Origin of the sequence: Amycolatopsis sp. DG1A-15b (assembly GCF_030285645.1) — a bacterium.
GTDB lineage: Bacteria > Actinomycetota > Actinomycetes > Mycobacteriales > Pseudonocardiaceae > Amycolatopsis.
Window position 1 is genome coordinate 1,236,621 of the sequence record NZ_CP127296.1, and the last position, 26,051, is coordinate 1,262,671.

Below are 26,051 nucleotides of genomic sequence, written 5' to 3' on the forward strand. Positions count from 1 at the left end.
CACTGTCGGGCTGTGTCATAGTTCGAGTCAACAATTCAGGTCAAAACCGATCACAAACGATCAGAAGCGAAGGAACACACCGTGGTGTTGCGCTCGCTCTTCGACGGCCGTCCGGTGGTGCGGCCCGCCTTCCCGGACGTGCGTGACCGGGCGGTCTGGGACGCGGCCGACGGCGGTCCGGTGCTCGCGGACGCCCGCGCCCTGCTCGCGCGGCCGGGGCCGGTCCTGACGGCCACGGCGTGGGCCCGGACGTTCCGCGACGGCGTCCGGACCGACTACGAAGACGCCGCCCGCGAGCTTCGCGAACGCGTCACCACGCTCGTGCTGGCCGCGGTGCTGGCGGCCCCGGAGGAGACGTCGTTCCTCGACGGCGCGATCGACGGCCTGGTGGCGCTGGCCGAGGCGACCACCTGGTGCTGGGCGCCGCACGACCGGCACGCGGCCGCCCGGGGCGAGGTGCTCGCCGATCCCGACGACCCGTTCCTCGACCTGGGCGCGGCCGAAGTCGCGTCGCTGTTCGCCTGGGCCGACCAGGTCCTCGGCCCGCTTTTCGACGTCCGTGCCCCGGGCCTGCGCAAGCGTCTGCGCCGGGAGGTCGAACTCCGCGTCCTGACGCCGTTCGAGCGGATCCGCGACTGGCACTGGCTCGGCCTGGACGGCGACGCGCACAACTGGAACCCGTGGATCCACAGCGCCGTCCTCACCGCCGCGCTCCTGCTCGTCGACGACGAAGAACGGCGCCTGCGGCTCGTGCGGCTGGTCGTCGAAGGCCTCGACCACTACGTCGCCGTGCTGCCCGACGACGGCGGCATCGACGAGGGCGTCGCCTACTGGTGGCACGGCGCCTGCCGGCTGCTGGAGTGCCTCGACCTGCTGGCCGGCGCGACCGGAGCCGACGCGGGACGGCTTCCCGTACTGGCGCCGCTGATCCGCTTTCCGCACCGCATGCACCTGGGCGGCGACGCGTACGTCAACACCGGGGACGCCCCGGCCCGCCTGTCACCGGCCCAGCCGTGGCACGTGCTGCACCGGTGGGGCGAGCGGCTCGGCGACGACGACGTCCGGGCGCACGCGGTGAGCCGGGCGCGCGCGAGCGGACGGCTGGTCTGGCCGTCGGCCGGGCTGGGCCGCGCCCTGGCCGGCCTGGCCGACCCGGACTGGCGGAAGGCGACGGCCGAGGAGCCCGCGGCGAGCTGGCTGGCCCGCGAAGAGTGGCTGCCGCGGGTGCAGGTGCTCGTGGCCCGGGAGACGGCGGGCTCGCCGTGCGGGCTGACCTCGGCGGCCAAGGCCGGGCACAACGGCGAGCGGCACAACCACCTCGACGTCGGGTCCTACTGGGTGGCGGTCGACGGGGTGCCGGTGGTGGCCGACGTGGGCCAGCCGACCTACACCGCGGCCAGCTTCGGACCGGACCGGTACCGGGCCTGGGCGCTGCGCAGCGAGTGGCACAACGTCCCCGAGCCGGGCGTCGCGCAGGAACCGGGGGAGGACCGCGGGGCGCGAGACGTCCGGGTCGAGCTCACCGCGTCCGCGGCCACGCTGGCCGCGGACCTCGCCGGGGCCTACCCGGGGGTGCCGCGCTGGACCCGCTCGGTGCGGCTGGTCCGCGAACCCCGCGCCCACGTCCTGGTGGAGGACGACGATTCGGTCCGGCCGGTCCGGCTGCGGCACGTCCTCGCCGGTGACGTCGAGCTGGGAGAGGGCGAAGCGTTCGTGTCCCGGGGCGGGCGGCGGGTGCTGCGGCTGAGCTGGGACTCCCGGCACACCACCGCGGAACTCGAGCGGCGGCCGTTGGACGATCCCCTGCTGCGGGCCTCCTGGGGGACGCACCTCGGCCGGCTCACCCTGCTGGTGCGCGAGGGCCCCGCGCGGGTCCGGCTGGAGCAGGTCCGGTGATGCTCGCCTCCGAACGGCACCAGCTGATCCTTTCGGTGGTGCGCGAGCACGGCGCGGTCCGGCTCGCCGAGCTGGTGGAGCGGCTGGGCGTCACCGCGGTCACCGTGCGGCGGGACGTCACCGAACTGGCCGACCGCGGGCTGCTGACGCGGGTGCACGGCGGGGTCACGCTGACCCGGCCCCGCGGTGGCCACCACGAGCCGGGGCGCGCCGCTTCGGCGTTCGGCCCGGCCGCGCACGGCGCGCTGGTCGGCATGGTCGCGCCGTCGGTCGAGTACTACTGGCCGACGGTGGTCCAGGGTGCGCAGTCCGCGGTGGCCGCCACCGGCGGCCGGCTCGTCCTGCGGGCGTCCAGCTACGACGCGGCCGAGGACCGCCGTCAGATCACCAAGCTCCTCGAACGCGGCGTGCAGACACTGCTGGTCGCCCCGGCCACCAGCGGGCGCGGCGCGCTGGACCTGCTGCGCTGGCTGGGGTCGCTGAGCGTCCCGGTGGTGCTCGTCGAACGCCTGCCGCCGCCGGAGCTGCCGACGCTGGCGCTGGACGCGGCCACCACGGCGCACGCGCTCGGCGCGGGTCTGGCCGTCCGGCACCTGGTTTCCCTCGGTCACCGCGGGGTGGGGCTGGTCACGTCGCGGTCCAGCCCGCACAGCCCGGCGGTGCGCACCGGCTGGCGGGAGACGATCGGCTCCCTGGGCCTGGACGCGGCCACGGCGCTGGACCTCGACGTCCCGGCCTACGGCGCCCCGGGCTGGGCGCGGGAGTACGACGCGCTGCTGGACCGCTGCCGCCGGGCCGGCGTCCGGGCGCTGCTCGTGCACGCCGACCGGGAGGCCATCGGCCTGATCGAACGGGCGCGCGACGGCGGCATCGCGGTGCCCGGCGAGCTGGCGGTGGTCTCCTACGACGACGAGGTCGCGGCGGCGTCCGACCCGCCGCTGACCGCGGTGTGCCCGCAGAAGCACCGGCTCGGCGCGGTGGCCGCCGAACTCGCGCTGGCCCGGCTCGCCGACACGACCGAGCGGCCCGTGCACCGGCTGCAGCTCTGGCCGACGCTCGTGGTGCGCGAATCGTGCGGAAGCGCACCGGAAGCCACCCCGGAATCCGCGCCGCACTGAGGTGGCTCGGTGGCCGCGCCCGGGAGCGCCTGCGGCCGGGCAGCGGAGTCCGGTTCAGGAATGGATCCGGCGGGTGCGCGCGGACGACCGGGATGCCGGGCGGCGGAGGGCCGCGCGCGTCGTCACCGCCGTGCCGAGGGCGACCACGAGCACCGTGCCCGTCACCAGGACGCGGGTCCGGGACCGGGCGCTGCGGGCCGGGATCACCGCCAGCGGACGGGACACGGCGAGGTCGGTGAGCGTCCGGCCGGCTTCGGCCATCGACGGCCGGGCCGCCGGCTCCGGGCGCACGAGGTCCAGCACGGCGTCGAGCACCGGTCCGCGCGTCCGCGGCGGGACGGCGGTGCCGGGCACCCGCCCTTCGAGCGCGAAATACAGCGTGGCGCCCAGGGAATAGACGTCCGAGGGACATCCCGCGCTCGAACCGCCGGCTGCTTCGGGGGCGGGGAAGCCGCCGGTACCCAGCCCGAAGCCGGTGATCTTGGCCGTCCCGTCGGCGGTGACGAGCACCTTGTCCGGGCCGAAGCCGCGGTGGAGGATGCCCTCGGCGTGCGCGGCCGCCAGCGCCGAAGCCAGCTGCGCGCCGAGGGCCGCGACGCGGTCCGGCGGGAAGCTCCCGCGCCGCTCGACCAGCTCGGCCAGGGTGCCGGCCGCCAGGTCCTCCGTCACCACGTACGGCGTCAGGTCGTGCTCGAAGACGTCGTGCACGACGACGACGTGCGGGTGGTGCAGCCGGACGGCCACGCGCGCGTCGCGGATCGCCTTGGCCCGGACGCGGTCGGAATGGGCCGCGTCGAACGGGCACCCGGGCGGCAGCTGTTCGACGACGACGAACCGGTCCAGCAATTCGTCCTTGGCCCGCCACGCCGTGCCGCCGGGAAGGCGGCCGGCCGGTTCGAGCAGCCGGTACCGCCCGGCCAATGCACCCTTTTTCGCTGCCACCCGTAATCCCCTGTCGACGTCGACGACCCCTCGAAAGGAAATACGGCCACCGCGCGGTTCGGGTTCGGTCAGGACCTCGATTTTCCGGGAATTCTCACCCTCCGGAAAACGCCGCCCCTTCCCGGACGGCGGGGGCGGCGGCGGTGCTTTCCCCGGTGACGAGCGCGGGGAACACGGTGCCGGGCTCGGCCGGTCCGCCGTCGAGCTGGCGCACCGCCCGCCGGACGGCCAAGGCGCCCAGTTCGGCCGCCGGGAGCACCACCGCGGTGGGCCGGATCCGCTGCTGCCCCGCCACTGTGTCCGAGCAGACCGCGACGACGGAGACGTCGCCGGGGACCTGCCGTCCGCGGTGCCGCAGGGTGCCCATGACCAGGGGGAGGGCGGCTTCGTCGTGCACGACCAGCGCGGTCGGGCCGCCGTCGGCGAGCAGCTCGTCCAGGCAGCGGGCGACGTCTTCGGCGGCCGGCGCGCAGGGCCGGGAAATCGCTTTCACGCCGCGCTCCCCGGCAGCGGCTTGGAAGCTCTCTTCGAAGCCCTTCAGGTACCGGAGCCGCTGGCCGGGCAGCGCGGCCGCCGGCCCGAGGTGGGCGACCGACCGGTGGCCCAGGTCGGCCAGGTGGGTGAGGCAGCCCCGGCCGGCCGGGGCGAAGTCGAGCGTCAGCGACGCCAGCCCGCGGTACTGCCCCGGCGCGCCGACCAGCACCGCGGGCCGGCCGGAGGCCAGCAGGACCGGCACGCGCGGGTCGTCGTCGCCGGCGTCCAGCACGATCACCGCGTCGGCGAGTGCGGCCGACGTCACCCGGTGCAGGCCGGAGGTGCCGTCGTCGTCGGTGACCAGGAGCAGGTCGAAGCCGAGTTCGCGGGCCGCGCCCGCGGCCGCGGAGAAGAACTCCATCTCCAGGCCCAGCTGCCGGTCGCCGAGCGGCGGCACCGCCACCGCGAGGACACCGGCGCGGGGGGACGGCGAGCCGCCGCGGCGCCGGTAGCCGAGGGTGCGGATGGTTTCCTCGACCCGGCGCCGGGTGGCCGGGGAGATCGTCCGCTTCCCGGTGATCACGTAGGACACCGTGCTCGCCGAGACGCCTGCCGCGTTCGCCACGTCGGTGATCGTCACCGCGCCGCGGCCGCCGCCCGACGGTTCGTCCGCCACGTCGCGGAAATTCGTCATCTTGGTGAGGACTTTCTCGAGACCCATTGTCCGATCCGTTGTCCGGCCGGAAGTTAGCGCTAACAAGAAGGGGTGGATGTCGACCTTAATGCCGGTCAACGCCGCTGGTCAAGCCACCTTCGTCGGATGATCGAAAACGATCGGATGCCGATTCATTCCCCGGGGCGGCAGTCGGTCACCGGCATCCCGCGGTTGCCGCCGCGGGCCAGGGCGATGAAGCCGAAGGTGGTCGATTCGCCCGGCTTCAGCACCGCATTCCACTCGGCGTTCGCGATCGCCGCGGTGGCGCCGGTCCGCACGAGCCTGCCGTTCCAGAGGTCGTCGATGCTCGTCCCGGCGGGGGTCGCCCAGCTGACCGTCCACCCGGTGACTTCGGCCCGGCCGCTGTTGCGGACGGTCACCAGCCCCTGGAAGCCGCCGTCCCACGACTTCACCACCTGGTAGCGCGCGGCGCAGCCGGCGGGGCCGGTGGTCCGGGACGCGAGCGGCGTCGCCGACGGGGTCGTGGACGGCGCCGAAGCGAGCTGGGCCGCCGCGCTCGCGGGCTCCCGGCCGGGCGGGATCGTCGTCGCCGCCACGACGGCGGCCGCCGTCAACGCCAGCGCCGTCCCGGCGAAGGCCACCCGGGAGCGGCGCCGGCGCACCGGCGCGGGAGCACTGTCCGCCGGGGCCGCCACCGAGACCACGCCGGGCGTGGTGGCGCGGGTCAGCAGCCGGGCCGCCACGGCCATCGCGGGGCGGGCCGCCGGATCCCGGTGGAGCAGCCGGAGGACGGCGTCGGTGACCGGGCCGCTGGTGGCGGGCGGGGTGATGGCGCCGGCGCCGACGCGCTTGAGCAGGGCCAGCTGGTTTTCGTCGGTGCCGAACGGCGGCCGCCCTTCCAGTGCGGTGTAGAGCGTCGCGCCGAGCGAATAGACGTCGGAGGGGAAGCCGGGCTCGGCGCCGTCCGCGACTTCCGGGGCGAGGTAGGCCGGCGTGCCGACGACCAGCCCGCGGCCGGTGGCGGTGCCTTCCCCGCGCGCGTGGGCCACCCCGAAGTCGGTGATCTTCGCCGCGCCGTCGGTGGTGATCAGGACGTTGTTGGGGCTGATGTCGCGGTGCACCACGCCTTCCGCGTGCGCCGCGGCCAGCGCCGAGGCGAGCTGGGCGCCCAGCTCGGCCACGTACTCCGGCACCAGCGGACCGTGCTCCTCCAGGAGCTCGGTCAGCGTGCGAGCCGGCAGGTACTCCATCGTGATGTAGGCCGCGGACCCCTGCTCGACGACGTCGTACACGACGACCGCGTGCGGGTGGCGCAGCCGGGCGGTGACCCGGGCCTCCCGGATCGTCCGGTCGCGCGTGCGCGCGGCGGCCGCCGGGTCGGCGGGGGAGTCGGGGAAGAGCTGCTTGATCGCGACCAGGCGGTCGAGCCGCTCGTCCTTCGCCCGCCACACGGTCCCCATCGCGCCGTGACCCGCCCGGCCGAGCACGCGGTACCGGCCGGCGATCACTGCCCCTTCGTGCACGCGCACGCTCCCCTCCGTAGTTTCCGTCATCAGGGAACACGGGCGGTTCCGGCGTGCCGTTCGGCTCGACGGACCAATTCACTCACCTGGGTGGGGGTACGAAATGCGTTCGACGTATTCGTTCCGGATGCCGGAAACGGAACCGGCCGCTACGGAAGAAATGGCGATCCGGTTGTGACGGAACGATAACGGTGTCAGTTCGATCGGCAGTTGAGGACCGGGACAGCGGGGTGGGCGGACGTGACGTCCTGGTTGAGGCCGAACGAAGCCGAACCGTCCGGCTCGACGAGGGCGTTCCAGCCGGCGTCGGTGACGGTCACTGCCGAGCCGACCTGGCTCAGGGTGCCGTTCCAGAGGTCCCGGATGCCGGCTCCGCCGGGTTGCACCCAGGTCACCGTCCAGCCGGTGAGCCGCCTCGGCCGGTCGTTGTGCACGGTCACCTGCGCCTGGGACCCGCCCGGCCAGGCGTTCGTGATCTCGTAGCGCGCGGTGCACCCGGCGGTGGCGCCGAGCGGTTCGGGTGGTGCGGGCGGCGTGGAACGCCGCGCCGATCCGTCGGGCACGCGAGCCGGCGCCGGTGCCGTGGTGGTGCTGCTGACCGTGTGGTCGGCGGTGATCGTCGTCGGCGGGTGCTCGACGGGGGCCGCGGTGGTGGTCGCGGGCCGGTCGGCGAGGGCGAGGCCGGCCGCCACGCTCACCGACGTCAGGCACGCGGCGGCCCCGGTCACCGCGGCGCGGCGGAACCTGGAGCGGCGGGGCGCGCCGGCCGGGACCGGCTTGCCGACGGCGGCCAGCAGGTCCACCGCCTCCTGCATGGACGGGCGCGCGGCCGGATCGCGTTCGAGCATCCGCATCAGCACGGCGGTCAGCGGGCCGCCGTGGGGCGGCGGGGTGAGCTGGTTCTCGGTGATCCGCCGGAGCAGGGTGATCGGGTCGTCGCTGGTCCCGAACGGCGGCGTGCCCTCCAGCGCCGTGTAGAGCGTGGCGCCGAGCGAATAGACGTCGGACGGCAGCCCCGCTTCGCCGCCGCGGGCGACTTCCGGAGCCAGGTAGGGGAGCGTGCCGACGACGACGCCTTCGTCGGCGGCCGGGTGCTCGCCGAGCGCCCGCGACACGCCGAAGTCGGTGATCCGGGCGGTGCCGTCGTCGGTGACGAGCACGTTGTTGGGGGTGACGTCCCGGTGCAGGATCCAGTCGCCGTGCGCGGCGGCCAGTGCCGCGCCGATCTGCCGCCCGAGCCGCAGCACGGTGCACCGGGGCAGCGGCCCGCGTTCGACGAGGAGCTCGGTCAGGGACCGGGCGGGCACGTACTCCATGACCAGGTACATCGAGCCGGCGTCCTCGAACACGTCGTACACCGCCACGGCGTGCGGGTGCCGCAGCCGGGACGCCAGCCGCGCCTCCCGGAGCGCCCGCTCGCAGACGTCGCCACCCGCGCCCGGCTCGTGCAGGAACTGCTTCACGGCCACGACGCGGTCCAGCCGCTCGTCCTTCGCCCGCCACACCAGGCTCATCGCGCCGCGGCCGAGGTGCCCCAGGAGCCGGTATCGCCCGTTGACGAGCTGTTCCTCGAAAGCCACCCGTACCCCTGCGTCGGTCGATGAAACCGATGCACTTTTTAGCAGAAGACGGGCGTCCGGTGGGGCATCGGGCCGACTGGATCTCCGAACCGTTATCCGGAACGGCGGCGCGCATTCCGGGAATTGGCCGCACGTGCGTCCGAATTCGACGAATTCGGTGGCGGCGCGGACGCCGCCGCCGCGCAGGCGTACGGTGTGTGTCATCGCGGTTCAACCGGCAGCCGCCCGCCAGCTCCCCCCGCGCGTCCGTCCCGTGGGTGAGCCGGGATGCGGGGCCGCTTCCCGGCCTTCCCTCGCTTCGAGGAGGCTTGTGTGCTCGATCAGATCGCCCCTCCGCAGTTTCGCGTCGACGTCCCGTCCGCGATGACCCTGCGGGTGACCGCCACGGCGGAGGCGACGGTCGTCGCGATCCGCGGCGAAATCGACCTGCCGGTGCTGAGCCGGCTCCGCACGCGGCTCGGCGAGGAGATCGACCTCGCCCCGCGGGCCCTGGTGCTGGATCTGCCGGGCGTGTCCTTCTGCGGCGCGGGCGGGATCACGGAGCTGCTGGTGGCGGCCTCGGAGGCGCACGTGAGCGGGGTGCCCTTCGCCATCGCGGCGGCGGGCCGGGCGGTGCGGCGGCCGATCCGGGTACTGGGGCTGGAGCGGCTGCTGCCGGTCCACGAGAGTGTCGAGGCGGCGCTGGACTGGCTGGCCGTGCTGCCCCGGTTGCGGGGGAGCGGGCGGGACTGAACGCGGCCCGGCCGGACGGCGGGCCACGGGGGAGCGTGGCGGCCGTCATCGCCGGTTCGCGCGCTCCCGCTGGGGCACGACGACGTACTTCGGATCCTTTGTGGACTCCACGCCCGCCTCGAACACGCCGAAGCGCTGCAACGCGCTCCCGGCGAACAGCGCCGCCCCGGCCGTCGCCGAGACCGCGCGGCTGCGGTGCCCGAGCACCGCGCCCAGCAGTCCCGCCGCGGTCAGGCGCTCCGACCACTTCCGCAGCCGATGTGCCTTGCCCGTCGTGTACGCCTCCGCCGTGAGGCCGAGCCGCTTCTCCAGCACCTTCGACGCCACCAGCTCCGTCGCGGCGCCGAAGGCCGCCAGCGCCCGCGCCGGACCGGCCTCCTCGACCGGGACCAGCACCATCGCGAAGCCGCCCGAACTCGCCGCCGCCGAGCCGGTGAACACGAACGGCAGCGGGGCGTGGGCTTCGTGCCAGGCCGGGACCGCCGTCTGCGACAGCAGCACCGCCGTGTACGACGCGACGGCCGGCGCGATGACCGCCGAAGCCAGCCCGGCCGGCCGGGCGGCCGCGCGCAGGAGCCGGCCCGGCAGGGCGCGGCGCAGCCCGGCGGGCAGCACCTCGGCGGCCGCGGCCACGCCCACCCCCGGGCCGAACGCGCTCAGGATCCAGGTGCCCACGCTCATCGGCGACGTCGGCTTGGCGACGCGCAGCATGTGGTGGAACCGTTCCGGCCGCCCGAGGTCGGCCACCAGCAGGTAGACGCTGGCGAGCAGCGCCGCCAGCGAGCCCGTGCGGCCCACCCGGCGCAGCGCGGGCCGCCCGGTCAGGTCGGCCCCGGCGGCCAGCAGCGACGTGCCCGCCGCGAGCCCGCCGGTGAACAGGTACGCCGGCACCTTCCACTCCCACACCGGCGGCTTGAGCACCGGCCGCCCGTAGTAGGACCGGAACTCGGCGCGGGGCACCATCAGCTCTTCCCCGGACCCGCCGCGCTTGCGGCGGCCGGCCCCGCGGGCCCGGGCGTCGCCGCGCGGTTCGCGCGGGGTCACCGGCGCCTCCTGCCGAACGACGCCACCGCGGCGGCGAGCAGTGCCGAGGCCGCCATCCCGGCGTACTTCCACATCGCGGGCAGCTCGCGGGTCGGCACCACCGGATCCGGCGGGAGCCCGTAGACCTCGGGTTCGTCCAGCAGCAGGAAGAACGCGCCGTTGCCGCCGACGCCGTCGGACGGGTCGTGGCCGTAGAGCCGCGCCTCGGGCACACCGCGCTCGTGCAGGTCCTCGACGCGGCGGGCCGCCCGCTCGCGCAGCTCGCCGAGTTCGCCGAACTGGATGGAGTCGGTCGGGCAGGCCTTGGCGCACGCCGGTTCGAGGCCGTCGTGGAGCCGGTCGTAGCAGAGCGTGCACTTCTGCGCCCGCCCATCGCCGGGACGGCGGTCGATGACGCCGTACGGGCAGCCGGAAACGCAGTAGCCGCAGCCGTTGCAGATGTCCTGCTGCACGACGACCGAGCCGAACTCGGTGCGGAACAGCGCGCCGGTCGGGCAGACGTCGAGGCAGCCGGCGTGGGTGCAGTGCTTGCACACGTCCGACGCCATCAGCCAGCGGAAGTCCGTCCGGCCCTCGGCGCCGGTCTTCGCGCCCGGCAGGTCGAACGACGGCATGCCGAGGTCTTCGGGAGCCCGTGGCAGGGGAGAGGTGCCCAGGCCGCCGCCGCCCCGCGGCGCCTCCCGCAGCTCCTCGGCGACGAAGGCGGTGGTCACGTCGATCGCGGACGGCCCGGTCGGCAGCCCTTCGAGCCCGGGCGACTGGCCGCCGAGCGGGCGCTGCTGCTCGATGAAGGCCACGTGCCGCCAGGAGTTCGCGCCGAGCGCGCCGGTGTTGTCGAACGACATCCCGAGCAGGTCGAGCCCGTCTTCGGGGACGTCGTTCCACTCCTTGCAGGCGACTTCGCAGGCCTTGCAGCCGATGCACACGGACGTGTCGGTGAAGAACCCGACGCGCGGCGGGTGCCCGGTGTGCCCGGCCTCGCCGGCGACGTCCGGCAGCGGCCCGGAGAGCCGGTTCTCGATGCTCATGGTCGCTCCTCCGTGGCGTGGCCGGGTTCGACGTGCTCGGTGTCGTGCGCGGTGGCGACCCGGGTACCCGTTTCCGGCGTGATGCCCGCCCGCGCGCGGTACTCCTCGAGCAACGCGAGCAGCTCGGCACCGCGCGGCCGCCGCCCGGGCCGGACGTCGCAGGTGGCGACCTTGCTCTCCTGGATGAAGACGTTCGGGTCCAGCACCACGCCGAGGAGGTCGTTGACGACGTCCCGGGACACGAGCCCGGAGCCGCCCCAGTGGTAGGGCATCCACACCTGGTGCACGACCCGGTCCTGCACCCGCAGCGGCGCCATCCGGTCGGTCACGAACACCCGCGCCTCGACGGCCGCCCGCGCGGTGACGACGTGCGCCCAGCCCAGGTGGGCCAGCCCGCGCAGCTTCGCGAGCTCGGGGGAGACCTCGACGAACAGGTCCGGCTGCAGCTCCGACAGGTACGGCAGCGTCCGGCTCATCCCGCCCGCGGTGTGGTGCTCGGTCAGCCGCGAGGCGGTGAACACGAACGGGAACACGTCGCCCCCGTTCTCGGGCGGTGAGGGGTGCGACGGGTTGTCCGTGCGGCCGTAGACCTTCCGCGCCGGGTTCCCCTGCTGCGTGTAGAAGGGGTTGCGGAACGGCGATTCGTGCGGCTCGTAGTGCGCCGGCAGCGGCCCGTCGGCCAGCCCCGACGGCGCGAACAGCCACGCCTTGCCGTCGGACTGCATGATGAACGGGTCGTCGCCGCGCAGCGCGGCCGGGCCGACGGCGTCCGGCGGCGGGACGTGGTCGGGCGGCTTGGTCTTCTCGAAGTCCGGGACGTCGTGTCCGGTCCATTCGCCACGGCCGGCGTCCCACCAGATCAAGGCCTTGCGCTCGCTCCACGGCCGTCCCTGCGGATCGGCCGACGCGCGGTTGTAGAGCACCCGCCGGTCCATCGGCCACACCCAGCCCCACTCGTGGGCGTAGAAGTCCTGCTCGAAGCGGGACTTGCGGCGGGCGGCCTGGTTGACGCCTTCGGCGTAGACACCGCTGTAGATCCAGCAGCCGCAGGAGGTGCTGCCGTCGGCCTTGAGGTCCAGGTAGCCCGAGACCTCCTTGCCGGTGGTCAGGTCCTGGCCGTTGATCCGCCGCAGCACGTCCTCGGCGGAGGGCTCGTCACCGTGTACTTCGTAGTCCCAGGCCAGGTCCAGCACCGGCCGGTCGCGCTCGTCTTCCGAGCCCGCCAGCCGCTCGCGGACGAGCCGGCCGAGGTGGTGGAAGAACCACAGCTCCGAGCGCTGGTCCCCGGCCGGCTCGACGGCCTTTTCGCGCCACTGCAGCATGCGCTGGGTCTGGGTGAACGTCCCCTCCTTCTCGACGTGCGAGGCGGCGGGGAAGAAGAACACCTCGGTGCGGCACCGCTCCGGCACGATCTCGCCGGTCTCGATCTCCGGCGCGTCCTTCCAGAAGGTGGCGCTCTCGATCATCGTCAGGTCCCGGACGACCAGCCAGTCGAGGTTGGCCATGCCGAGCCGCTGCAGCCGGCCGTGCGCGGACCCGACGGCCGGGTTCTGCCCGAGCAGGAAGTAGCCGGAGACCTTGCCGTCGACCATGTCCATGACCGTGCGGTAGGTGCCGTGGTCACCGTTGATCCTCGGCAGGTAATCGAAGCAGAAGTCGTTGTCCGGCGTGGCTTTCTCGCCCCAGTACTCCTTGAGCAGCGACACGGTGTAGGCGTCGGCATTGCGCCAGAAGCCCTTCTGCTTGTCGCCGCGGACGCTGTCGAGGTAGTCGGCCAGCGTGGCCTGCTCGGGGGTGGGCATCGGCAGGTAGCCGGGCAGCAGGTTGAACAGCGTCGGGATGTCGGTCGAGCCCTGGATGCTGGCGTGCCCGCGCAGGGCGAACACCCCGCCGCCGGGCCGGCCGATGTTGCCGAGCAGCAGCTGGATGATCGAGCCGGCCCGGATGTACTGGGCGCCGACGCTGTGCTGCGTCCAGCCGACGCTGTAGACGAGCGCGGCGGTGCGTTCGCGGCCCGAGTTGCGGGTCCAGGCGTCACAGACCCGCCGGAAGAGCTCCTTCGGCGTCCCGCAGGTGGCCTCGACCATTTCGGGCGTGTAGCGGGCGAAGTGGCGCTTGAGGATCTGGAACACGCAGCGGGGGTGCTGCAGCGTCGGGTCGGCGGCGATCTCCTCGCTGCCGCCTTCGAGCACCGGGCCGCCCGAGCCGTGCTGGTCGGACGCCGACGTCTCCTTGCCGTGCCCGCCGTCCCCGCGCGGCCGGACGCTCTCGTAGTGCCAGGTCGAGGGATCGTAGGCGGCCTTGGCTTCGTCGTAGCCGCTGAAGAGGCCGTCGAGGTCCTCGGTGTCCCGGTAGTCCTCGGACACCAGGAAGGAGGCGTTGGTGTAGGCGACCACGTACTCGCGGAAGTCGAGGTCGTTGCTCAGGATGTGGTGGATCACCCCGCCGAGGAACGCGATGTCCGTGCCGGCCCGCAGCGGGACGTGGGCGTCGGCCAGCGCGCTCGTCCGGGTGAAGCGCGGGTCGATGTGGAACACCTCGGCCCCGCGGGCCTTCGCCTCCATCACCCACTGGAACCCCACCGGGTGCGCCTCGGCCATGTTCGAGCCCATGATGACGACGCAATCGGCGTTCTGCAGGTCCTGCTGGTAGTCCGTCGCGCCACCGCGACCGAAGGAGGTCCCCAGACCGGGAACCGTGGCGGAGTGTCAAATGCGGGCCTGGTTCTCGATCTGGATCGCGCCCAGCGCCGTGAAGAGCTTCTTGATCAGGTAGTTCTCTTCGTTGTCCAGGGTGGCACCGCCGAGGCTGGCCAGCCCCATGGTGCGCCGCAGCGGCTTCCCGTGCTCGTCGGCGTCCTGCCAGCCCTTCCGGCGCGCGTCGAGCACGCGGTCGGCGACCATGTCCATGGCGGTGCCGAGGTCCAGCTCGGTCCATTCGGTGGCGTAGGGCGCGCGGTAGCGGACCTTCTGTTCCCGCTGCGGGCCGGTGACCAGCTGCTTGCTCGCCGAGCCCTTCGGGCAGAGCCGGCCGCGGGAGATGGGGCTGTGCGGGTCGCCTTCGATCTGGACGACCTTCTCGTTCTTCACGAAGACCTGCTGCCCGCAGCCGACGGCGCAGTAGGGGCAGACGGACCTGGCCACCCGGTCGGCGCTCGCGGTCCGCGGAGCGAGGGCTTCGGAGCGCGGCGATTCGGCGGCCTTGCCCCGGCCGAGGGGGTCGCTGCCGGTGAGCTGCCGGTAGACGGGCCAGGATTCGAGCCACTGCCGTGGTCCCACGCCCACCTCCCGACTCCGCCGCGGTCGCCGCTTCCGCTGGGCGGACTACCCGGGGTTTCCCGAGCATAAACCGGTTCGTCCGGTGTCGCCCGCGTGAGCGCTGCAGCCCTGGCGCGCGCGGAGGCCGCCACCGGGGTGAACCCGATGGCGGCCTCCGAAGAGTCCGCCGTCACGTCGAGAACGGCGACGATGCCCCTTCCGCCCGGGTCCGTCCCCGGCGTCCCGCGGCCGCCAGCGGCTGGGCGATGTCCTCCAGGGACTTGCCTTCCGCGTCCACCGCCAGGAACCGGGCCACCAAGCCGCCCGCGATCATCACGGCCGCTCCCAGGAGGTAGCCGATGAACAGGCGGACCGGGTGGTCGCCGGTGCCGATCAGGGCGCCGTAGATCACCGGGCCCAGCGCGCCGAAGCACTGCGCGATCGCGAAGAACACCGCGATCGCCTTCGCCCTGACCTCCAGCGGGAAGATTTCGCTCACCGTCAGGTAACCCGCGCTCGCGCCGGCGGAGGCGAAGAAGAAGATCACGCACCACGCGATCGTCTGCGTGATCGCGTTGAGCGCGCCCGCGTAGAACAGCACCGCCGTCACCGCCAGCAGGACACCCGACACGATGTACGTCCCGGAGATCATCTTGCGCCGGCCGAGGGTGTCGAACAGGTGGCCGATCGTGAACGGGCCGACCAGGTTGCCCACCGCGAACGCGATCAGGTAGATCGGCGTCGCCTCGGAGGAGACCCCGTAGAACTTGCCGAGCACCAGCGTGTAGGTGAAGAAGATCGCGTTGTAGAGGAACGACTGGCTGATCATCAGCGACGCGCCCAGCACGGCCCTCGACGGGTAGTCGCGGAACAGCACCCTGGCCAGCGCGACGTACCCGATCCGCTCGGCGGGCGTCACCTCGATCGCCTTCTTCTCGTCGACCGGCGGCAGGCTGCGGCCGCCGTGCTCGACCTCCCGCTCGATCTGGGCGATCGACTCCTCGGCCGCGTCCGCCTTGCCGTGCATGATCTGCCACCGCGGGCTCTCCGGCAGGTGCCGCCGCACCAGCAGGATCACCAGCCCGAGCACCGGCCCGATGAGGAAGCCCAGCCGCCAGCCCAGGGAGAGGTCCATCCGGTTGAGCAGGATGTAGGTCCCGATCGTCCCCAGCACGGCCCCGGCCCAGTAGGTGCCGTTGACCGCGATGTCGACCCGGCCCCGGTAGCGGGCCGGGATCAGCTCGTCGATCGCCGAGTTGATGGCCGCGTACTCGCCGCCGATGCCCATCCCGGCCACGAACCGGGTGGCGTAGAGGAAGATCACCCAGCCCGCGCCGTTGCCCAGGGTCAGCGCGGTCAGGCCGCTGCCGACGAGGTAGACGGCCAGGGTCAGCATGAACAGGTTCCGGCGGCCGAGCTTGTCGGAGAGGCTGCCGAAGAACAGCGCCCCGACCACCTCGCCGGCCAGGTAGATCGTCGCCAGCAGCCCGACGGCCGCCGACGACATGTGCAGCGTCTCGGGCTTGGTGAGGGTGTCGGCGACCGCGCTGGCCACCGTGATCTCCAGGCCGTCGAGGATCCAGGCCACCCCGAGGGCGACCACCATCCGGGTGTGGAACGGGGACCAGGGCAACCGGTCGATGCGCGCCGGGATGAGCGTGCGCACCCCGGTGGCCGCCGGATCGGGTGTTGCCGCCATGACAACCTCCTTGTGAGCAGATCGCCCCGCGTGACTTCCCCCGTCTTCGCCTGGCGAAACACGATCGGGTCGACTCCCGCGGCTACGGCTTGTGATCAACCGGATACGCTTATTAGCGTGGCGCGCGAGCGAGTCGTGCAGGGCCGCAATGGCCGTTCAGGCCGGCCTTTGACGAAGATGGGGGTGTTTTCGCGTGGCGTCCTTCGGTTCCCGGCCGGGGCGGTTGCGGGTCTCGTGCTCGCACGGAGAGCCGGCGCTCCTGGCCCTGGCCGGTGAGCTCGACGCCGGGACGGTGCTCGTCGTCGTGGGATCCGTGGCCGCCGCGCTGGCCGGGAGCCCGGAACCGCGGGTGATCGTGCTGGACCTCGCCGGGCTGCACTTCCTCGGCGCGGCAGGCGTTCGCGTGCTGAGCGCGATGACCGATCACGCCGCCGCCCAGAACGCCCGGCTCCGCATCGTCACGGGCGAGAACGCGGTGGTGAGCCGGGCGCTGCGGCTGACCGGGGTGGACCGGGAACTGGACGTCTACCCCGATCGGGGTACGGCACTGCGCGCCGGCGACGGCCGGGAGTTCCTCCAGCTGACCGCCCGGATGTGGAACACCTGACCGTCCACACCGGACACTGTGGCCACCGGGTTTCCGCGCGGCGGTCCGCAACCGGGCCGCCGCGCGAAACCGCTCAGGGCCGGCCCTTGACCGCCGCGAAGTAGGCGTTCGACGGGCCGGTGAACGACAACACCACGCCGATTACCGCCGCGAGCACCGCGACGTAGCCGCCGACCGTGCTCTGCCCGGTCACCACCGACAGCAGCTGCAGGGCGGCGAGCACCGTCAGCACGATGCGCGCCCAGTTGCGGCCGGCGCGCAGCTTGAACGCGAACAGCAGGTACAACCCCGCGATGACCACCGCGATCACCACCGCGACGATCATCGTGACGTTCACCGCCTGGTCGATCTGCGCGTCGGTGAGGTTGCCGCCGCGTTGTCGGTTCGTGTCGCGCATGGTGGCGGCGATCTTGTCCCGGTTGCCGAAGATCAGCAGGCCCCCGATGAGCCCGATCACCGGCGCGGCGATGAACGCCCAGAAGGCGCCTTCGACCGTGCCCGGCCGGGGTGGAGCGGGCGCCGGGTCCGTCGAAGCGGACGACTGCGGGTAGTTCAGTGATTCAGTCATAAAGGATCAAATAGCACTCTTCCGGGTGACCCGCAGGACGAGCGGGCCGGGCCTTCCCGGCCGGACCTTTCCCCGTTCCGGTCCGCGCGCTGGAATTCCCCTTCCGGTCGCCGTTCCACAGTGGATTCGTAGGCGATTCCCGGTCAGGGGGCGAAAAAGCGCAAGATCCGGCCCGCGGCGGCGGCCGTGCCGGTCACGGCGGTCAGCGGCCGGTGCTGCCGTCGATCAGCTCGCGCAGGATGTCGGCGTGCCCGGCGTGGCGGCCGGTCTCCTCGATGAGGTGAACCAGCGCCCAGCGCATCGACGGCGCGGTGCGGCCGGGGCGGGCCACCGGCCGCGTCAGGTCGGTGCAGGCGTCGATGACCGCGTTCGCCCGCTCGCACGCGGCGCGGTAGTCCGCCACGACCGAGTCGACGGTCTCGTCCGGGCGGGGCCGGAACGTCCCGGGCCAGTCCGCGGTCTCCTCGCCGAGGAATGTGAAGCGTTCGACGTGCGCGAGGTGCCGGACCAGGCCCAGCAGCGACGTGCCCGACGGGACGCCGGGCGTCCGGACCTGCGGCTCCGGCACGTCCTGCGCCTTGGCCACCACGGCGGCCCGCAGGTGGTCGAGGAAACCGCGCAGCACGTCCTTTTCGGCCGGTCCGGTGCGTGGGGGCGGGGTGTCCCGCCGTCGGGTTCGGGGCATGGCCGGGCCTTTCAGCGGGTGCGGCGGATCAGCAGGAGGTGGTCGACGACTTCAGCGGTCTGCCCGCCGGGGCCGGTGGCGTGCCGGGCGAGGGCGTCCGCGCGCTCGACGGTCCACACCGCGGGATCGAGTGACGGCGCTTCGAGGGGCGGGCAAGCAGCCGGGTCCTGGTTCCACGACCACGGCGCGACGGACCCGTGCTCGACGACCAGCAGCCGGCCGCCGGGCGAGAGCGCCGCCGCGGCCTGCCGCAGCACCCGGTCGCGGGGGAGCGGGAAGGACGTGTGCAGGTAGTGCGCCGAAACGAGGTCGAACGGGCCCGCCGGGAACGTCGCCGCCAGGTCGTGCCGCTCACCGGTGATCCGGTCGGCGAGCCCGAGGTCGCGGGCGCGGCGGCCGAGGTGGGCGAGGGCGACGGCGGAGATGTCGGCGGCGGTCACGCGCCAGCCGCGCCGGGCCAGCCACAGCGCGTCCCCGCCGGCGCCGGACCCGAGGTCGAGGGCCCGCCCGGGGGCGAGCCGGGAGACGACCTCGACGAGCCGGACGTTCGCGCGCGGCTCGCCGTCCGGGAGGTGGGCTGCGTAGTGGCCGTCCCAGAACCGGGACGCTTCGGTGGTCGATGTGGTCATGGGTCCACCCTGACCGGCCCTGGCGGTTCCGGCACGGTTTCTTGCGGTTCCGGCAAGATGGCGGGGTGAGCGATGACTTCGAGGACGTGCTGCACGCGGTCGGCCCCCGGCTGCGGGCGCTGCGCCGGCACCGCGGGATGACCCTCGCCGACGTCGCCGCGACGACCGGGGTGTCGGAGAGCACGCTGTCGCGGCTGGAAAGCGGGCAGCGGCGCGCCAGCCTGGAACTCCTGCTGCCGCTGGCCCGCGCCTACGACGTCCCGCTCGACGACCTCGTCGGCGCACCCCGCACCGGCGACCCGCGCATCCACTTCACCCCGATCCACCGCCACGGCATGACGTTCGTGCCGCTGTCCCGGCGGCCCGGCGGCATGCAGGCGTACAAGATGATCATCCCCAGCGCGGACCGGCCCCCGGTGCCGGACCACCAGACCCACGAAGGCCACGAATGGCTGTACGTGCTCCACGGGAACCTGCGGCTGGTCCTCGGCGAGCACGACCTGGTCCTGCCCACGGGCGAGGCCGCGGAGTTCGACACCACGATCCCGCACTGGCTCGGCAGCGCCGACGGAAAGGCGGTCGAGCTGCTGATCCTGTTCGGCCGCCACGGGGAACGCGCGCATCTGCGCGCCCGCGCGCACTGACCGGATCGCCGCGATCACCCGGGAGGATTCCGGCTACGATCGCCCCGCGCGGCAGGAGATCGAGCGGGCCGGAAGAACGGGATGATGGCGGACCAAGCGGACGAGTGGTACGCGGTGCGGTGCGTTTTCCGGTGGACCGAAGCCGCGGGGCAGCCCTACGAAGAGCGGATCACGCTGTGGCGCGGCTCCGACGCCGTCCTCGCCCGCGCCGAGGCGGAAGCGCGTGAGTACGCGGCGAACACCGGCACCACGTATCTCGGACTCGCGCAGAGCTACGCGACGGGGGAGAAACAGCTGTCCCCGGGTAGCGAGGTGTTCTCGCTGCTCCGCGACAGCGCGTTGCCGCCGGAGGAATACCTGGACCGTCATTTCGACACCGGCGGAGAACGCCAGCACGGCACCTGAGCTGAGGAGTCACGACATTCCAGGCGAAAGACCCGACGCGCAATGCCCGTCCGCATCACGCACGGCGACATGATCCTGCTCGGTTCGCGGGACCTGAACTGGCCCCGGGACCGCGGCACCGACCGTGCCGAAGCGTTCGAGAACGGCACCACGAAGTACGACGCGCAGGCGGAATTCCTGACAGCCCGGTTCGCGATGAGCGACTTCCGGGTGACCGGCACGGAATTCGGCCCCGCCGGCCTGCTCGTCATCGAGGCCGCGAACGACGGCGATCCGATCCACCTCGAAGTCGTCCCGGACTGCTCGGGGCCGTGGATCGAGAGCTGGCGCCTGTTCGACCTCGGCGACGGCGAACGGCACTTCGTGTACCCGGAAGCGGCGGGCCGGTGAGGCGAGCTGCCACCATCTGTCCCGTCGAACACCCGGCCCGTGGAGGACATCGATGACCGCACCCGCTCGTGACGCGCTCCTGGCCGTCGCCGCCCTGCTGGCGCCGGACGCCCCGCAGGTGGCCGAGCACGCCGGGGCCGCTCACGACGATCCCGGCGCTTTCCTGCTGGCGCACGCCGAGCGGCTCGATGAGCGCGGGATCGACGAACCTTTCCCCCTGCTGGCGTGGGTCGCGCTGGTGAACGCCCTCGCCGATCACGGGCTGCTCGCCGAAGCCGACTGGAAGGAGTCGCCGGGTGAGATCACCGGCCGGCTGCGGGCTCTGCGGTCCGCGCCGCCCGCCGACGAGCTGTGGACGTCACTGGCCCGGAGTGAGCTGCCCACCTACGAGTTCCTCGAAGCCGCCGGAAAGCGGCTGCACAGCACGGGAACGGCCCTCGCGGTCCTCGACATCGAGTCCGACTGCTACCCGCTCGTCCTCGTGCCCGCCGCCCGCGGTGGCGACCTCGCCGCCCTCGCCGCGGCGGCCGGGTTCACCGCCGAGGTGCTCGGCCGCCAGGAAGGCCGCGATCCGGCGTCAGCGGCAGAAAGCCGTGTCCACCGCGGCCACCACCGCCCGCGCCGCCTGGTCGGGGTCGCCGAAGGTGCCCGGTAGCGCCGTCACCGCCAGGCCGACCGAACGGCCGTCGTCCGTGGCGCCGCCGCGGGTTTCGAACCCGTGGATGTCGCCGCCGTGGCCCCAGTACACGCCGCCGCAGCTGAGGGGGACGCTGAACAGGCCCAGGCCGTAGCGCCAGCCCGGCAGCACGGGCGCTTCGACCGTCTTGCGCATCTCCGCCAGCTGCGGTGCCGGCAGCAGCCGGCCCGCCAGCAGGGCGCGGGAGAACTGCGCGAGGTCGCCCGGGGTCGAGATCAGCTGGCCGGCCGCCCAGCCCCACGACGGGTCCAGCTCGGTCACGTCGATCACCTCGCCGCCCGAGCGCGCATAGCCCCGCGGGTGCGGGCCCCGGATGGCCCGGTCGCCGGCGTCGGGCCAGTAAGTGTTGCGCAGGCTCGCTTTCCGGATCACGCGCTCGGTGATCTCCTCCGCCACCGGGCGCCCGGTCACCCGCTCGATCAGCAGGCCCGCCAGCACGTAGTTCGTGTTGCTGTACTCCCACTTCGTGCCGGGGGCGAACTTCGCCGGGTGGGCCAGCGCCAGTGCGAGCAGCTCGTGCGGCCGGAAGTACCGGTGCCGCAGCTTCGCGATGTCGTCCAGGCCGAGGTACTCGGTGTAGTTCGGGAGCCCGCTGGTGTGCTGCAGCAGCTGCCGGACGGTGATCGCCGCCCCGCCGGGCACCAGGCCGGGCAGGTACCGTTCGATCGGCGCGTCCAGCACCACCTTGCCCTCGGCCACCAGCTGCAGCACGACGACCGCGGTGAACGTCTTCGTGTTGCTGCCCGCCCGCACCCGCCCGCCCGCCGGGACCGGAACCCGGCTCCCGAGCCGCGCGGAGCCGGCGACCAGCGACTCCGTGCGGCCGCCGCGGCTCACCGAGGCGAGCGCCGCCGGGAACTGGCCCACCAGCGCGTCGAGCTTCTCCTGGAGGGCGCCGTTGCGGGGCGGCCCCGCCTCGGCCGTCGTGACCGTCGCGCCCAGCAGGCCCGCCACCGCCAGGACCACCACACCCTTGCGCACCAGGGAACTGCTCATCGTTTCGCTCCTTCACCACCGGATTCGGACACCGCCCACGATGCCGGGGTCCGGCGCGAAGATCAGGAGTGCAGACCACCGGGTCCGGGGTAGCGCGGGCGCTACCCCGGGCGCCCCGGTGCTGGTGCTCCGGCGAAACTCGCGTGATCAGGGTCTGGTCACGCGAGTTACGGCTGCCGCAGGATCGGCAGCGACGACGTCAGTGCCCCCGTCGCCACACCCGCGCCGACGCCGGCCCACGCCAGCGGGCCGAGCGGGGTGCAGCCGAAGAACCGGCTCACCCCCGGCGTCTGGACGATCGCCGCCAGCACCAGCGCCGACCCGACCGCCGTACCGACCACCAGGGGGCTGCGGCGGCGGCCGCGCAGGGTCTGGGCCAGCTGGGTGCCGACCAGGCCGCACAGGGCCATCGTGCTCGTGCGGCGCACCGTGCCCGGGGTGAACCGCCCGATGAGCCACGCCGTCGTCGCGCCGACGCCCGTCGTCACGCCCCGGCTGGTGATCGCGCGGGTCAGGCCGTCGCCGAGTCCTCCGGGGCCGGAACCGCCGTCGTCGTCCGGGCGGGTGACCGCCACCGCCATCGCCGGGAACAGGTCCGTCAGCAGGTTGACCAGCAGCAGCTGGCGGGTGCCCAGCGGCGAGTCGCCCGACAGCAGCGTGCCCAGCACGGAGAACCCGATCTCGCCCGCGTTGCCGCCGACGAGGATCACCACCGCGTCCGACACGCTGCGCCACAGCGCGCGGCCCTCCGCCACCGCCTCCAGCAGGACGGTCAGGTCCTCGTCGGTCAGCGCGACGTCGGCCGCGGTGCGGGCGGCGGTCGACGCCCGGGCGCGCACGCCGATGCCGACGTCCGCGGCGCGGATGGCCGCCGCGTCGTTCGCGCCGTCGCCGACCATCGCCGTCACCCGCCCGGCTTCCCGCAGCGCCTCCACGACCTGCAGTTTCTGCTCCGGTGCGACGCGGGCGATCACGCCGGCGCCGGAGAGCAGCCGGGCCCGGCCGGCCCGGTCGAGCGCGGCCAGTTCGTCCCCGGTGACGACCGGGGCGTCGGACGGCCAGCCGAGCGACGTCGCGATGGCCCGCGCGGTGTTCGGGTGGTCGCCGGTGAGCATCACGGGGGACACGCCGGCCGCCCGCAGCCCGGAGATCAGCGGCTCGGCCGTGGGCCGCAGCGTGTCCGCCAGCCCGAGGAAGCCGAGGAACTCCAGGTCCGCCAGCACCTCCGCGTCGTCGCCGTCGAGCGCGGGCTGCGCCTTCCGGGACGCGACCGCCAGCACGCGCAATCCTTTGTCCGCCAACACTTCCGCGGCGCGCGCCAGCTCGTCCGCGCCGGCGCAGGCGGGCAGCACGATCTCCGGGGCGCCCTTGACGACCAGCGTCACCTCGCCGTCCCCGTCGCGACCGACGGTCGCCGAGTAGCCCCGGTTGGCTTCGAACGGCTGCCCGGCGAGCTCGGTCCAGCCGTTGTCGGGGCCGGCGGCGGCCAGCACGGCGTGGTCGGTGGCGTGCGCCCGCACGTGGGGGTCGTCGAGCGTGCCCGGGCAGGCCCGGGCCGCGGCCCGCAGCACGGCGTCCCCGGGACCGGGCTCGCGCGCCTCGCCGCCGGGCCCGGTCGTGGTCACCACGCGCAGCCGGTTCTCGGTCAGCGTGCCCGTCTTGTCGAAGCACACGACGTCCAGGCGCCCCAGCGCCTCCAGCGCCCGCGGGGCGCGGACCAGGATGCCGCGCGCGGACAGCCGCCGGGCCGCCGCCCGCTGGGCCACGGTGGCCACCAGCGGCAGCCCTTCGGGCACCGCGGCGACGGCGATCGCCACGCCGCCGGCCAACGCGCGGCGCAGCGGACGGCCGCGGATCGCCGAGAGGCCGGTGACGAGCGCGCCGCCGAGCATCGTCAGCGGCAGGGCGCGGCGGGTGAGGTCCTGCAGCCGGGCCTGGATGCCCACCGCGGCGGCGGTCCGGGTGGCCAGCTCGACCGCCCGGCCGGCCACGGTCTCCGAGCCGACCGCCACGACGACCGCCGTGCCTTCGCCGCTGACCACCGTGGTGCCGGCGAAGACCAGGCAGCTGCGCTCGGCCATCGGCGCACCCGGCACCGGGTCGAGCTGCTTGGCGACCGGGAGCGACTCGCCGGTCAGCGCGGATTCGTCCGCTTCGAGGTCGTTGGCGGTCAGCAGCCGGGCGTCGGCGGGCACGACGTCGCCGACCCGCAGTTCGATCCGGTCGCCCGCCTTCAGCGCCCGCGCGTCGACCACCCCGCCGCCGACCCGGCGCGCCCGTTGCCGCTCCCCGTCCCGCAGCTTCGCCAGCGCGCGGCGGCCGCGGAACTGCTGCGCGCCGCCGACGACGGCGTTCAGGCCCATCGCCGCGGCCACCAGCAGTGCGTCCACCGGCGAGCCGACCACCGCGGACGCGACCGCGCCGAGGGCCAGCACCGGGGTCAGCGGGTCGTTCAGCTCGGCGACGACGTCGGCGGCGAGGCCCGTCCCGAACCGGACCGGCGCCGCGGCCGGGTGCCGGGCCACCGCGCCGGTCACCGCCCGCACCCGCCGGGCCGTCAGCTCCCAGTTCGTGGGCTCGGGCTCCGCGTCGGCGAGTCGCCGGAGGACCTCGTCGCCGGTCAGCTCGTGCCAGGCGATCCGCGTGCGGCCGGCCGGGGGCCGGGCGGCGGCCACCCGCGCCGCGGCGAGCGTGCCCATCGCCAGCCCGGTCAGCCCGCCGAGCAGCACCGGGTCCAGCCGCGGCACGAACGGCACCAGCGTCCGCCGGCGGCGTGACATCAGCAGCAGGCCGCCGATCAGGCTGCCCGCGGTCGCCACCCGGGTGGCCCGCGTGCTGTTCAGCCGCGCCGCGCCGGCCGCCCGCAGCACCCGCCACACGCCGGTCAGCCCCGGCCGGACGACCAGGTCGGCGCCCCAGAGCACCGGCGCGTTGCGGTCGGCGAGGGCGACGCAGAGGTCGCCGGCGAGCAGGCCCGCCACCTCGTCGCAGTTCGGCGCACACCGCGCGGGCGGGCGCCCGACGGTGAGCACGACCCGGCCTTCGTCCTGCAGCCGCGTCACCAGCCCGAAGAACGATTCCCGCGCGACGTCGTCGGCGAGCGAGGCGAACTCACCGAGCCGGTCCCGGGCGTCGTCGCCGGCGATGACCACCCGTGCCTCGGCCCGGCGGGCCGCGTCCAGCACGGCTTCGGCGTGCGGATCGAGGCCGTCTTCCCCGTGCAGCGCGTCGGCGTGCAGCACGACGGTGTCCACGGTGTCCAGTGCCTTGAGCCGGTCCGGGTCGCGGACGAGCACGCCTTCACGGGCGAACGCGGTGCCCATCGCGGTGTGGAAGGCGGTGTCGGCGTACCGGGCCGGCATCGGCGACGCCGCGAGGAACGCTTCGGCGGCTTCGCGGGGATTGCGGCGCACCAGCAGGTCGGCCAGCGCGGCGAGCAGGCCGCTGCCGACGGCGTTGCGGGCGTAGTCCTCCATGGGGATCCGGACCCGGCGCTGCGGCGGTGTCACGCCGAGGCTGGGCCGCTCCGGCGAACAGAGGTCGTCGTGGCCGGCGTCGAAGGCGGTGAGCCGGGCGATCGCCTCGGTGAGCTGCCCGGTGCGCAGGAGCGCGTCCAGCACCAGTTCGAGGGGGTCCTGGCTGAGCCCCCGGACCGCGGCGGACACGCCCGAGCGCGCCAGTTCGGCCGTGTACCAGCCGAACTGCTCGTCGAGTGCCGCGCGGACGGTGGGGTGTTCCCTGGCCGCGGACACCGCGGCGCGCACGGCTTCGTGCAGCCGCCCCGAGCGCACCGCGCGGGTGCCGACTGAGACGGCCAGCCCGGCGACGTCCATCGCCAGGGCGAGCGCCGCGGTCCGCACCCCGTAGGTGTCGCCGGGGTGGGCCGGGGCGGAGTCACCCGGCTCGGCCGGCGTCAGCCCGTGCCGCTCGCAGCGCTCGGCGATCCGGTCGAGAACCCGGTCGGCGGTGGCCTCTTCGGCCAGGTGGAGGACCACGCTGCCGAGCCCGCTGTCCCAGTAGGCCCCGGCGACGTCGGCGTGGGCGGCCAGCTCGGCGGCGAGCGCGGGCCCGTCGGGGCGGTCGGCGTGCTCCCCGGGCCGCAGGGGGACGTGCAGCCGCCGCCCCGCCCGCCAGACGGCGGAGCGCGGACCCGCGGCGTTGCGCACGACCCGCGCGGCGCGCACGGCCGTGCGGCTGCTCGTCCGGGTCGCTTCCGCGGCCGTCCCGGCCGCCCCCGCGGCCAGTTCCCCGGCGAGCGGGGCGATCGCCGAAACGGCCCTTTTCGCTTGCTGCGTCACGAGAACCGGGCCGGCCAGGGCCAGCGTCATCCCCGCCTTCGTCACCGTGAACACCGCTTCGAGCACTCCGACCTCCGCCTGCCGACCACTTCCGTTCGGCGTTCCCCGGTGGCCGGAGGTCAAAACCCGGCCGCCCTGATCGCGCGACGGAACTGGACCACGG

General features: G+C 74.1%; 21 protein-coding genes. 8 read left to right on the plus strand and 13 right to left on the minus strand.

Annotation, left to right across the window (positions count from 1 at the left end; translation table 11 throughout):
- Positions 1-81: 81 nt before the first annotated feature.
- Positions 82-1,896: a heparinase II/III family protein gene (locus tag QRY02_RS05725; RefSeq protein ID WP_285990445.1), complete on the plus strand. Its 1,815-nt coding sequence runs from the start codon at positions 82-84 to the stop codon at positions 1,894-1,896.
- The gene (locus tag QRY02_RS05730) at positions 1,896-3,014 is read left to right on the plus strand and encodes a substrate-binding domain-containing protein (protein ID WP_285990446.1); all 1,119 of its coding nucleotides are present in this window, start codon (positions 1,896-1,898) and stop codon (positions 3,012-3,014) included. The genes QRY02_RS05725 and QRY02_RS05730 overlap by 1 nt, the downstream gene beginning before the upstream one ends.
- Positions 3,015-3,068: 54 nt before the next feature.
- On the opposite strand, the gene QRY02_RS05735 is transcribed toward QRY02_RS05730, so the two are convergent.
- The 4 genes from QRY02_RS05735 to QRY02_RS05750 all read right to left on the minus strand — a co-directional run bounded on the left by QRY02_RS05735 (position 3,069) and on the right by QRY02_RS05750 (position 8,209).
- Entirely contained in the window at positions 3,069-3,956 is an 888-nt protein-coding gene (locus tag QRY02_RS05735) for a protein kinase domain-containing protein (protein WP_285990447.1), read from the minus strand.
- A gap of 94 nt (positions 3,957-4,050) precedes the next feature.
- Positions 4,051-5,151, minus strand: a complete 1,101-nt coding sequence (locus tag QRY02_RS05740) for a LacI family DNA-binding transcriptional regulator (protein WP_285990448.1) — start codon at positions 5,149-5,151, stop codon at positions 4,051-4,053.
- 125 nt (positions 5,152-5,276) lie between these two features.
- A complete protein-coding gene (locus QRY02_RS05745; protein ID WP_285990449.1) occupies positions 5,277-6,659 on the minus strand; it encodes a serine/threonine-protein kinase in 1,383 nt (460 codons plus the stop codon).
- A gap of 164 nt (positions 6,660-6,823) precedes the next feature.
- Positions 6,824-8,209: a serine/threonine-protein kinase gene (locus QRY02_RS05750; protein WP_285990450.1), complete on the minus strand. Its 1,386-nt coding sequence runs from the start codon at positions 8,207-8,209 to the stop codon at positions 6,824-6,826.
- Between the two features lie 312 nt (positions 8,210-8,521).
- On the opposite strand from QRY02_RS05750, the gene QRY02_RS05755 reads away from it, so the two are divergent.
- On the plus strand, positions 8,522-8,941 hold the full coding sequence (locus tag QRY02_RS05755; RefSeq protein ID WP_285990451.1) for an STAS domain-containing protein: 420 nt from the start codon (positions 8,522-8,524) through the stop codon (positions 8,939-8,941).
- 45 nt (positions 8,942-8,986) lie between these two features.
- On the opposite strand, the gene nrfD is transcribed toward QRY02_RS05755, so the two are convergent.
- The 4 genes from nrfD to QRY02_RS05775 all read right to left on the minus strand — a co-directional run bounded on the left by nrfD (position 8,987) and on the right by QRY02_RS05775 (position 15,969).
- The gene (gene nrfD, locus QRY02_RS05760; protein ID WP_502874188.1) at positions 8,987-9,985 is read right to left on the minus strand and encodes an NrfD/PsrC family molybdoenzyme membrane anchor subunit; all 999 of its coding nucleotides are present in this window, start codon (positions 9,983-9,985) and stop codon (positions 8,987-8,989) included.
- The gene (locus QRY02_RS05765) at positions 9,982-11,013 is read right to left on the minus strand and encodes a 4Fe-4S dicluster domain-containing protein (protein ID WP_285990452.1); all 1,032 of its coding nucleotides are present in this window, start codon (positions 11,011-11,013) and stop codon (positions 9,982-9,984) included. Before QRY02_RS05765 ends, nrfD begins: the two co-directional genes overlap by 4 nt.
- On the minus strand, positions 11,010-14,291 hold the full coding sequence (gene fdh / locus QRY02_RS05770) for a formate dehydrogenase (RefSeq protein WP_285990453.1): 3,282 nt from the start codon (positions 14,289-14,291) through the stop codon (positions 11,010-11,012). The genes QRY02_RS05765 and fdh overlap by 4 nt, the downstream gene beginning before the upstream one ends.
- A gap of 169 nt (positions 14,292-14,460) precedes the next feature.
- Complete coding sequence (locus tag QRY02_RS05775) at positions 14,461-15,969, minus strand: MFS transporter (protein WP_285990454.1); 1,509 nt, start codon at positions 15,967-15,969, stop codon at positions 14,461-14,463.
- A gap of 193 nt (positions 15,970-16,162) precedes the next feature.
- Between QRY02_RS05775 and QRY02_RS05780 the strand changes: the two genes are divergently transcribed.
- Positions 16,163-16,576, plus strand: a complete 414-nt coding sequence (locus QRY02_RS05780; RefSeq protein WP_285990455.1) for an STAS domain-containing protein — start codon at positions 16,163-16,165, stop codon at positions 16,574-16,576.
- A 73-nt stretch (positions 16,577-16,649) separates the two neighbouring features.
- Here QRY02_RS05780 and QRY02_RS05785 read toward each other — a convergent pair whose 3' ends face one another.
- From QRY02_RS05785 to QRY02_RS05795, 3 genes are all read right to left on the minus strand, one after another.
- Positions 16,650-17,144, minus strand: a complete 495-nt coding sequence (locus QRY02_RS05785) for a hypothetical protein (RefSeq protein ID WP_285990456.1) — start codon at positions 17,142-17,144, stop codon at positions 16,650-16,652.
- Between the two features lie 202 nt (positions 17,145-17,346).
- Positions 17,347-17,829, minus strand: coding sequence for a DinB family protein (locus QRY02_RS05790; protein WP_285990457.1), 483 nt, complete (start codon positions 17,827-17,829; stop codon positions 17,347-17,349).
- 11 nt (positions 17,830-17,840) lie between these two features.
- Complete coding sequence (locus tag QRY02_RS05795) at positions 17,841-18,458, minus strand: SAM-dependent methyltransferase (protein WP_285990458.1); 618 nt, start codon at positions 18,456-18,458, stop codon at positions 17,841-17,843.
- Between the two features lie 65 nt (positions 18,459-18,523).
- Here QRY02_RS05795 and QRY02_RS05800 point away from each other — a divergent pair, with 65 nt between their 5' ends.
- From QRY02_RS05800 to QRY02_RS05815, 4 genes are all read left to right on the plus strand, one after another.
- Positions 18,524-19,102, plus strand: a complete 579-nt coding sequence (locus QRY02_RS05800; protein ID WP_285990459.1) for a helix-turn-helix domain-containing protein — start codon at positions 18,524-18,526, stop codon at positions 19,100-19,102.
- 84 nt (positions 19,103-19,186) lie between these two features.
- Positions 19,187-19,507, plus strand: coding sequence for a hypothetical protein (locus QRY02_RS05805; protein ID WP_285990460.1), 321 nt, complete (start codon positions 19,187-19,189; stop codon positions 19,505-19,507).
- Positions 19,508-19,549: 42 nt separating this feature from the next.
- Positions 19,550-19,897 carry a hypothetical protein gene (locus QRY02_RS05810; protein ID WP_285990461.1) on the plus strand — a complete coding sequence of 116 codons (348 nt, stop codon included), beginning with the start codon at positions 19,550-19,552 and terminating at the stop codon, positions 19,895-19,897.
- Positions 19,898-19,949: 52 nt separating this feature from the next.
- Positions 19,950-20,552, plus strand: coding sequence for a DUF6630 family protein (locus tag QRY02_RS05815; RefSeq protein WP_285990462.1), 603 nt, complete (start codon positions 19,950-19,952; stop codon positions 20,550-20,552).
- Here the strand turns inward: QRY02_RS05815 and QRY02_RS05820 are convergent.
- Together QRY02_RS05820 and QRY02_RS05825 are read right to left on the minus strand one after the other, a co-directional pair.
- Positions 20,475-21,590 (minus strand): serine hydrolase domain-containing protein, encoded by a 1,116-nt coding sequence (locus QRY02_RS05820; protein ID WP_285990463.1) that lies wholly within the window; start codon positions 21,588-21,590, stop codon positions 20,475-20,477. The genes QRY02_RS05815 and QRY02_RS05820 overlap by 78 nt on opposite strands.
- Positions 21,591-21,757: 167 nt before the next feature.
- Positions 21,758-25,954: a cation-translocating P-type ATPase gene (locus tag QRY02_RS05825; protein WP_285990464.1), complete on the minus strand. Its 4,197-nt coding sequence runs from the start codon at positions 25,952-25,954 to the stop codon at positions 21,758-21,760.
- Positions 25,955-26,051: the final 97 nt, after the last annotated feature.

Excerpts from the sequence above, each read along its gene's own strand:
- QRY02_RS05785 (WP_285990456.1), bottom strand. The coding sequence starts at position 17,144 with ATGACTGAATCACTGAACTACCCGCAGTCGTCCGCTTCGACGGACCCG.
- QRY02_RS05795 (WP_285990458.1), bottom strand. The coding sequence starts at position 18,458 with ATGACCACATCGACCACCGAAGCGTCCCGGTTCTGGGACGGCCACTAC.
- QRY02_RS05730 (WP_285990446.1), top strand. The coding sequence starts at position 1,896 with ATGCTCGCCTCCGAACGGCACCAGCTGATCCTTTCGGTGGTGCGCGAG.
- QRY02_RS05775 (WP_285990454.1), bottom strand. The coding sequence starts at position 15,969 with ATGGCGGCAACACCCGATCCGGCGGCCACCGGGGTGCGCACGCTCATC.
- QRY02_RS05810 (WP_285990461.1), top strand. The coding sequence starts at position 19,550 with ATGCCCGTCCGCATCACGCACGGCGACATGATCCTGCTCGGTTCGCGG.
- QRY02_RS05805 (WP_285990460.1), top strand. The coding sequence starts at position 19,187 with ATGGCGGACCAAGCGGACGAGTGGTACGCGGTGCGGTGCGTTTTCCGG.
- QRY02_RS05745 (WP_285990449.1), bottom strand. The coding sequence starts at position 6,659 with ATGACGGAAACTACGGAGGGGAGCGTGCGCGTGCACGAAGGGGCAGTG.
- QRY02_RS05765 (WP_285990452.1), bottom strand. The coding sequence starts at position 11,013 with ATGAGCATCGAGAACCGGCTCTCCGGGCCGCTGCCGGACGTCGCCGGC.
- QRY02_RS05815 (WP_285990462.1), top strand. The coding sequence starts at position 19,950 with ATGACCGCACCCGCTCGTGACGCGCTCCTGGCCGTCGCCGCCCTGCTG.
- QRY02_RS05820 (WP_285990463.1), bottom strand. The coding sequence starts at position 21,590 with ATGAGCAGTTCCCTGGTGCGCAAGGGTGTGGTGGTCCTGGCGGTGGCG.
- QRY02_RS05740 (WP_285990448.1), bottom strand. The coding sequence starts at position 5,151 with ATGGGTCTCGAGAAAGTCCTCACCAAGATGACGAATTTCCGCGACGTG.
- QRY02_RS05790 (WP_285990457.1), bottom strand. The coding sequence starts at position 17,829 with ATGCCCCGAACCCGACGGCGGGACACCCCGCCCCCACGCACCGGACCG.